General features: G+C 47.9%; 6 protein-coding genes and 1 pseudogene. 6 read left to right on the top strand and 1 reads right to left on the bottom strand.

Annotation, left to right across the window (positions count from 1 at the left end):
* The 5 genes and pseudogenes from L5656_RS09850 to ygfK all read left to right on the top strand — a co-directional run.
* The coding region (locus L5656_RS09850; RefSeq protein WP_297202484.1) for a helix-hairpin-helix domain-containing protein at positions 1-878 on the top strand (878 nt) is incomplete at its 5' end.
* Between the two features lie 90 nt (positions 879-968).
* Complete coding sequence (locus tag L5656_RS09845; protein ID WP_297202482.1) at positions 969-1,745, top strand: DUF169 domain-containing protein; 777 nt, start codon at positions 969-971, stop codon at positions 1,743-1,745.
* A gap of 47 nt (positions 1,746-1,792) precedes the next feature.
* Positions 1,793-2,260, top strand: coding sequence for an HAD family hydrolase (locus tag L5656_RS09840; protein ID WP_297202480.1), 468 nt, complete (start codon positions 1,793-1,795; stop codon positions 2,258-2,260).
* Between the two features lie 40 nt (positions 2,261-2,300).
* A pseudogene (locus L5656_RS11440) lies at positions 2,301-2,450 on the top strand (CoA transferase); the annotation flags it as partial.
* A gap of 238 nt (positions 2,451-2,688) precedes the next feature.
* Positions 2,689-5,739, top strand: a complete 3,051-nt coding sequence (ygfK, locus tag L5656_RS09835; protein ID WP_297202478.1) for a putative selenate reductase subunit YgfK — start codon at positions 2,689-2,691, stop codon at positions 5,737-5,739.
* Positions 5,740-5,795: 56 nt separating this feature from the next.
* Here the strand turns inward: ygfK and L5656_RS09830 are convergent, their stop codons facing one another.
* Entirely contained in the window at positions 5,796-6,248 is a 453-nt protein-coding gene (locus L5656_RS09830) for an Hsp20/alpha crystallin family protein (RefSeq protein ID WP_297202476.1), read from the bottom strand.
* A gap of 243 nt (positions 6,249-6,491) precedes the next feature.
* Between L5656_RS09830 and L5656_RS09825 the strand changes: the two genes are divergently transcribed.
* A complete protein-coding gene (locus L5656_RS09825; protein ID WP_297202473.1) occupies positions 6,492-7,313 on the top strand; it encodes a methyl-accepting chemotaxis protein in 822 nt (273 codons plus the stop codon).
* Positions 7,314-7,341 lie beyond the last annotated feature (28 nt).

Here is a 7,341-nt window from a genome sequence, read left to right as displayed (position 1 = left end):
GAGTCTTGCCTGAGCGCCGGACCGGAGAAGAAAAGGAATTCCGGATGCCGGAGCGTTGTCCCGCCTGTGGGGCGCGGGTGGTACGGGAACCTGGCGAGGCTGCCCACCGCTGTACGGGGGGGCTGGCCTGCCCAGCCCAGGTTAAAGAGCGCATAATCCACTTCGCCTCCCGGGCTGCCATGGATATCCAGGGTTTGGGTCCGGCCATAATTTCACAGCTTTTGGAGGCCGGCCTTATCCGGGACGCAGGAGACCTTTATTATCTAAAGGTTGAGGACCTCCTGTCTTTGGAAAGATTTGCCGAACAGTCGGCGAATAACTTGGTTTCCGCCATCCAGAAGAGCAAAAACAAAGGCTTAGAGAGGCTCCTTTTTGCCTTGGGTATCCGGCATGTAGGAGAGCGGGCTGCCCGGACCTTAGCCAAGCATTTTCGCTCTCTAGACCGTATAAAAGAGGCGAGCTTCGCAGAGCTTACCTCCCTCCCCGACATAGGGCCGAAAATTGCTGCCAGCATCCGGAACTTTTTTGCCGAACCTATCAATTTAGAAGTGATAGAAAAGCTCCGCCGGGCGGGAGTAAAGATGGAGGCTTCAGAAGAAAGGGAGGAAACAGGGCCCCTGGCAGGGAAAACCTTTGTGCTCACCGGTACCCTTCCCCATCTCACCCGTCAGGAGGCTACGGAGCTTATACTCCGGGCAGGAGGTAAAGTAGCGAGCAGCGTAAGCCGGCGGACGGATTATGTGGTTGTAGGGGAGAACCCGGGCTCAAAATACGATAAGGCCCGTGAACTAGGTATTCCCCTTCTAGACGAAGAGGGGCTGCTTAAGCTAGTAAAGGGAGAGGGGGGAAGTCTTAAGCAAAACGACCGAAACACTTAGGAAGTAACTGGTAAGGGCACTTTTGTTTTAAGCAGGCACAGATTTTACAAAGGCGGGGAAAAGTTTTACTAAGGGAGGATAAGAGCAAGGATGACTGATTTTGACAAGAAAGTTTTTGCTCAGCGGCTGGTAGAACTATTGCGGCTTGACACCAGTCCTGTAGGGGTTAAGCTTTACCGCTCGAGGGAAGAACTCCCCCGGCGGCCTCTTAACTGGAAGGTTAATATTTGCCAACTGGTCTGCCAAGCCCGTTACCAGGGAAAGTTCAATTCCGGTACGCCCGATTTGATGATATGTGCCATCGGTGCTGCCTGCACAGGTCTCATTAAAACACCAGAGAGGTTCACTAATGGGAAGGCCGCTGTAGGCCGGTATGTGGCTGACCAGGCAGCAGGCCGGAAATTTATGGCCAATACCTATAAGCTGGGAGATAAGGGTAAGCAGTATGATGCGATTTATATAGGCCCCCTGGCCGGGTTTAAGGACCTGGACCCGGATGTGGTGGTCGTTTATGCTAATCCAGCCCAAGTTATGCGGCTGATACATGGATTTACTTTTGAAACGGGCGAATGCGTTAAGGCGGATACAGTAGCGGAGGCAGCCTTATGTTCTTCTATAGGATTTGCTTTAGGGGAACAACGCCCCATCATCGGCTTTCCTTGTGCTGGGGACCGCACCTTCGGGGGCACGCAAAAGGATGAACTGGTCTTCGCTTTCCCCTATGGCCTGCTTCAAACATTAGTTGAGAATTTGGAAAGCCTCCAAATGACAGCAGGGCAACTTTATCCGGTAGCTCCCTTTATGGTCTGGGCACCGAGCATGGTACCCGCTTATACCATACAACCGGAGGACCTAGAGGAGACTTAGTATTTAAGCCGGGGGGGTCTATTTTTTCCTTGAGAGGGGAGAAACGGATGCTTAAGATTGACTTGCCCCACCGGTCCCTGGAGATTGAGCATATAGTATTGGACTTCAACGGGACCCTGGCCCTGGATGGCGTTTTGCTTCCGGGGGTTAAAGAGCGGCTTTTAAAGTTAGGGGATCTAGCCCGGCTATACGTCTTTACCGCGGATACTTTCGGTAGCGCTGACCGGGAATGCGCTGGCCTTCCCGTGAAATTGGTCCGGGTGAATGGGCGAGAAGGTGGGGCGGACAAGGCCAGGCTAGTCAGGGAATTAGGGGGTAAGAATACGGCGGCTGTAGGCAACGGCCATAATGATGCTCTTATGTTTAAGGAGGCAGCTTTAAGCTTATTGGTATTAGGGGAAGAAGGGGCAGCTATAAGCGCTCTTATGGCTGCCCATGTAGTATTCCCCAGCATTACCGCTGCCTTGGATTTTTTCCTTAAGCCCCAAAGGGCTGTGGCTACTTTAAGGGTTTAAGCGTACAAAAAGGCCTGTAAGGGGAGAACTCGTCAGTATATTAAAAAAGTTAGTCCGAGGGGCGGATGTACTAGTAGAGAATTTTCGGCCGGACACCACGTCCAGGCTTGGTATAAGCTATGAAGACCTTGAACCCATTAATCCACGGCTAATCTACGCTTCATGTTCCGGCTTTGGCCAGACCGGACCGACGTGAAGGAGTTTGTTACGGCTGGGGGCAGGTTGCACCGTCATCAATGAGCAGAGCTGTACCTGGATTTTCCAAAAGGGGAGCAAATATGCTCCCTTATTTAATTTTTCGCGATAGTATACAGGCAGGCGAAATCTAATATTTTAAGCAGGAATTCATATTTTGGCGTAGAATTTAAGTATTACTAAGCAAGTTCTACCTGAGTTTAACGGTATCTTTTTTTAAGGAGGTTTGCCGGATGGGTGACCTGATGCGGCCTATCCCTTTCAGGAAACTTTTAAACTGGGTAATGGAGGAATATGAAAAACACTGGACTATTTTCGGCATACCTCAGGAGAAATTCTTCTGCAAAAAAAGCGAGGCTTACCTAAAATTATTCGGAGAATATCTAGGAACCCCGGTCGGCCCTGCTGCCGGGCCGCATACGCAGCTAGCTCAAAATATTGTTTCTTCCTACCTTTGCGGGGGTAGATTTTTTGAACTTAAGACCGTACAGGTGTTAGACAGCCTTAAGCTAGATAAGCCTTGTATTAACGCTCAAGATGAATGCTACAATGTGGAGTGGTCAACTGAGCTATCTATAGAGGAAGCTTTGGAAGAATACATTAAAGCTTGGTTTTTGTTACACGTTTTAGAGAAGGAAATATACGGGCTAAACCGGCGGTCCTTTATATTTAACATGAGTGTGGGCTATAACCTGGAGGGTATTAAGTCCCCTAAAGTTGACAGATTCATCGAGGCTTTGAAGGATGCTTCTTCTACCCCTATCTTTCAAGAATGTAAGAGGATCCTGAAGGGGGAAATTAAAAGATTCCATGCTGTAGATGAAGAATTTATTGAGGGGATATCGCCCCATATATGTAATTCCGTAACCCTTTCAACTATGCACGGCTGCCCGCCTGGTGAGATTGAGTCCATTTGCAAATACCTTTTGGGGGAGAAAAGGCTAAATACTTTTGTGAAACTTAACCCCACGCTTTTAGGCTACGAATTTGTGCAAGAAGCCCTGGCCCGTACAGGTTTTGGGTACATTCAGCTTAAAAAAGAATCCTTTGACCACGATCTGCAATATGAAGATGGTATAGTTCTGCTGAGACGGGTTCAAAAATTTGCCGAGGAGCAGGGACGTGTTTTTGGAGTGAAACTATCCAACACCTTGCCGGTAAAGATAACTAGGGGAGAGCTACCCGGCGAGGAAATGTATATGTCGGGCCGGGCCTTATACCCCTTGACCATTAATCTGGCCTACAAGCTTGCGGCAGAATTTAACGGCCAGCTTAAAATATCTTATGCAGGTGGGGCAGATGCTTTTAATATCACACGCATCTTCGAGACGGGAATATGGCCTATTACTGTAGCCACTACGCTCCTAAAGCCTGGCGGTTACTTGAGGCTAAAACAGATGGCTGAGGATCTGGAAGATCATTTACAGGATGGCCAGAAGGATATTATAGATGTGAAGAAACTAGAAGAACTGGCGGTCGACGCCTTTAAAGATTCTAATTACCATAAAGAGAAGAGAAGGGTAAAAGATAGAAAGATAACTAAGCCCTTACCTTTGACCGATTGCTTTGTGGCCCCCTGCACCATAGGGTGCCCTATCGGACAGGATGTTCCAGAGTATATAAGGCTTGTAGGTGAGAAAAGATACCTTGAGGCCTATGAACTCATAACCGAAAAGAACCCTCTCCCCTTCATAACAGGAACCCTTTGTCCCCAGTTCTGCGCTTCTAAATGTACCCGGATGGATTACGAAGAGCCGGTGTGCATCCGCGAGCTTAAGAGAGTGGCCTCTCAAGAAGGCTACCCGGCCTACCTAGCCCGATTTAAGAGAGCAGAAGCCGAATCCCCGGCTAAGGTAGCCATAATAGGTGCGGGGCCTTCGGGGCTTGCTGCAGGGTATTTTTTGGCCAAGGCCGGCCTAGAGGTCACCATCTTTGATAAAAGGGAAAAACCGGGCGGTACCGTACAGTATGTTATTCCCCATTTCCGCATTTCCAGGGAAGCCATTGAAAACGACCTAGAGCTAATTAAGAGGATGGGTGTTAGGTTCGAGCTGGGTATAGATCCCGATTTTTCCGTAGATAAGTTAAAGAAGGAAGGCTATAAGTATGTATATCTGGCCCTGGGAGCTACCAGATCCGCTCCCTTGGAACTTAAAGCAGGCGCAGAGAGAGTCATAGGTGCCGTCGAATTCCTGGAGCAGTTTAATAAGAACAGCGAAGCCTTAGATCTGGGGAAAAATGTAGCTGTCATAGGTGGCGGGGATTCCGCCATGGATGCGGCTAGGGCAGCTTTAAGGGTTAAAGGCGTGGAAAAGGTTTATATCATCTACAGAAGGACTAAAGAATATATGCCGGCCAATAGAGAAGAACTAAAAGTTGCCCTGGCGGAAGGCACTGTGCTCCGAGAGCTTCTGTCGCCTGTTTCTTGGGCTGACGGCGTGTTGAAGTGCCAGAGGATGGAGTTGGGCGAACCCGATACTTCAGGAAGGCTTAAGGCCGTTCCTAAAGACGGCGAGTTTGAAGATATCCCTGTGGACACCATTATATCTGCCATCGGCCAAAGGGTAGACTACGAGATCCTGAAGAAAAACGGCATTGAGGTCAATGAGCAAGGTGAAGTTGTTGTTAATCCCGCCACCAATGAGACAAACGTAGAAAATGTATTCATAGGCGGGGATGCCCTTAGGGGACCCTCCACGATAGTAGAGGCCATTGCGGACGGGATCAAGGTGGCCAGGGCTATTCTGGAGAAGGAAGCTGTGGTTTCTACTTCCAGCAGAGTAATGCCCTCCTTTGATATGGCGAGGAGATTAAAGGAGATTACCGAGAAAAAAGGGCTTCTTAAAAACCCTCTTAAGGAAAAAGACTACGAAAGGTGCCTGGAGTGCGATTTTGTTTGCAACCTCTGCGTGGAGGTATGCCCCAACAGGGCCAACGTCGCCATAAGAGTGGAAAGCGAAAGGTTAAAAAACTTAAACCAGATCCTTCACATAGATGGAATGTGCAACGAGTGCGGAAACTGCGCCACATTTTGTCCTTATTTAGGTGCTCCTTATAAAGACAAGTTAACCCTCTTTTGGAACGAAGAGGACTTTGCCGAAAGCCAAAATAACGGTTTCCTTTTAATAGAAGATGGTGAGGAACCGGTATTTAGGGTTAGACTGCAAGGTAGCGTGTACACGGTAACATTCAATAAGCAAGGTCAGGCTAATGTAGCTCTTGGAGAAGCTTTTGCGGACTTTATTTGGACAGTTTTTAAGAGATACAAATACTTGTTTGTGTAGAGTTTAAGAACTCCAAACAATAAGCCCCGGGTTTTAAGCCCGGGGCCAAGAATTTTTTATTCGCTAATAGGTATATTTTTGCCGCGACGCAAACCGGTGTCCTTTTTAGGTAGTCTTACTGTCAGGAGCCCGTTTTTATAGGTGGCGGTGATTTTATCTTCCTCTACATTTTCCAAATAGAATTTTCTTTCTAGGCTGCCGCTGCGGCGCTCCTTACGGATAAAGTTTTCTCTGGTCTCATCGATGATGGTCTCCTGTTTAACAGAGACAGTCAATACTCCATCTTCGTAAGTAAGGTTAATGTTTTCCTTTTCCAGGCCGGGAAGCTCAGCTTCTACAATATATTCCTTGTCCGTCTCCCTGACATCAGCCCGGAAAGGCTGGCCGAAAACAGGAATGAAGAAGAGATCTTCATTGAATACGCGCTCCATAAAGTTTTCCAGGTCGGAGAATAGTGGTCTTAAGCCTTTCCTCCTCCCATAGAAAGGTACTAAGCCGAAGCCAAACATACAGGTCACCTCCAAAGTTAGATTTGTTCTTTACTACTTTTTGCTTTAGCTTTCGCCTTCATTTTAAGGCTATTAGTCAAAGAAGGTCAAGGTCAAATATAGTCAATAGATGGCATTACAGAACTGTTTTAGCCTACTAAGGACCAGTTTTCGTGGGTTTCCGGAAACATTTGACTGTTTAAGCATTATTTTGGTATACTCCGATTTAGTGAGCGTAGCCTTTGTTGAAGGAGGCTTGCTGTTATGGTATGGGCAGTTGTGCTCTTTAATATTTTTGGTACGTTATTTTTTTGGTTTTTGCTGGTTTGGGCCGGGGGATACCTTAATCTAGAAAAAGCTTTTAGCTTAGCCCTGCAGCCCCGGGTTTTAGCTTGGACAGCGATAGCTGTTTTGGGTTCTAGCCTATGGGTTGTCTATAGCCAGCGGAAGTTAAACCGCGAGGTATTCCTCCTACCGAGGATTTTATTCCAGTATTTAATAATCATGCTTATCTTTTTTGTAGGAGAAGGGATGTTGATGCTAGCTGGGCAACAATTGGAACAGGCCCAGCTATGGACTATTTTAGCGTCCGGGACAGGGACAGCAGCCCTGGTAACAGGTTGTATGTTTATGCTAGTAGCTTATTTTTTGGAATGGGAATATAGCCAAGGGTATTTTGCTGCCGGGGGCCGGAGATTGTACCCTATATGGTTGCGAGTAGCCCTAGGGACAATTCTTGTGGCCGGGGGCTCTACCATGTGCCTCTGGGGAGCCGTAGTGGGTTATTTGCACCAGGAGATAGCAACCCATTTCTTTTTCACGCATTTGCCTTGGGTAGCCCTCCTAATCGCAACGATGGTTTTCGGGTATTGTGCCTTTTTATATGCTAGTTTGGGGAGGAATCTGCAGCGCCTTTACCAGGCTGTGGCGAAAGCCTCTGCAGCCCACCAGGCCGATTTGAGTTTTAGCCTGGGGATACCAGCCATAGATGAGGTAGGCCGTTTAAGCAGCGATTTTAACCAGCTGGTCTCTCGTGTCGGTACATTAGTTAGAGAGATCAAGCATTCCTGTAATGATTTAGAATAGCCGTTGCCAATAAAAAAGCCTCCTGGTA

It is taken from the genome of Thermanaeromonas sp. (assembly GCF_021890735.1).
Taxonomy (GTDB): domain Bacteria; phylum Bacillota; class DSM-521; order Neomoorellales; family Neomoorellaceae; genus Thermanaeromonas.
The sequence above is the reverse complement of the archived record's forward strand: the minus strand, read 5'-3'. Positions and strand labels throughout refer to the sequence as shown.

Bases quoted from the DNA above. Each gene is read 5' to 3' on its own strand.
- L5656_RS09845 (WP_297202482.1), top strand. From the start codon at position 969: ATGACTGATTTTGACAAGAAAGTTTTTGCTCAGCGGCTGGTAGAACTA.
- L5656_RS09840 (WP_297202480.1), top strand. From the start codon at position 1,793: ATGCTTAAGATTGACTTGCCCCACCGGTCCCTGGAGATTGAGCATATA.
- ygfK (WP_297202478.1), top strand. From the start codon at position 2,689: ATGGGTGACCTGATGCGGCCTATCCCTTTCAGGAAACTTTTAAACTGG.
- L5656_RS09830 (WP_297202476.1), bottom strand. From the start codon at position 6,248: ATGTTTGGCTTCGGCTTAGTACCTTTCTATGGGAGGAGGAAAGGCTTA.
- L5656_RS09825 (WP_297202473.1), top strand. From the start codon at position 6,492: ATGGTATGGGCAGTTGTGCTCTTTAATATTTTTGGTACGTTATTTTTT.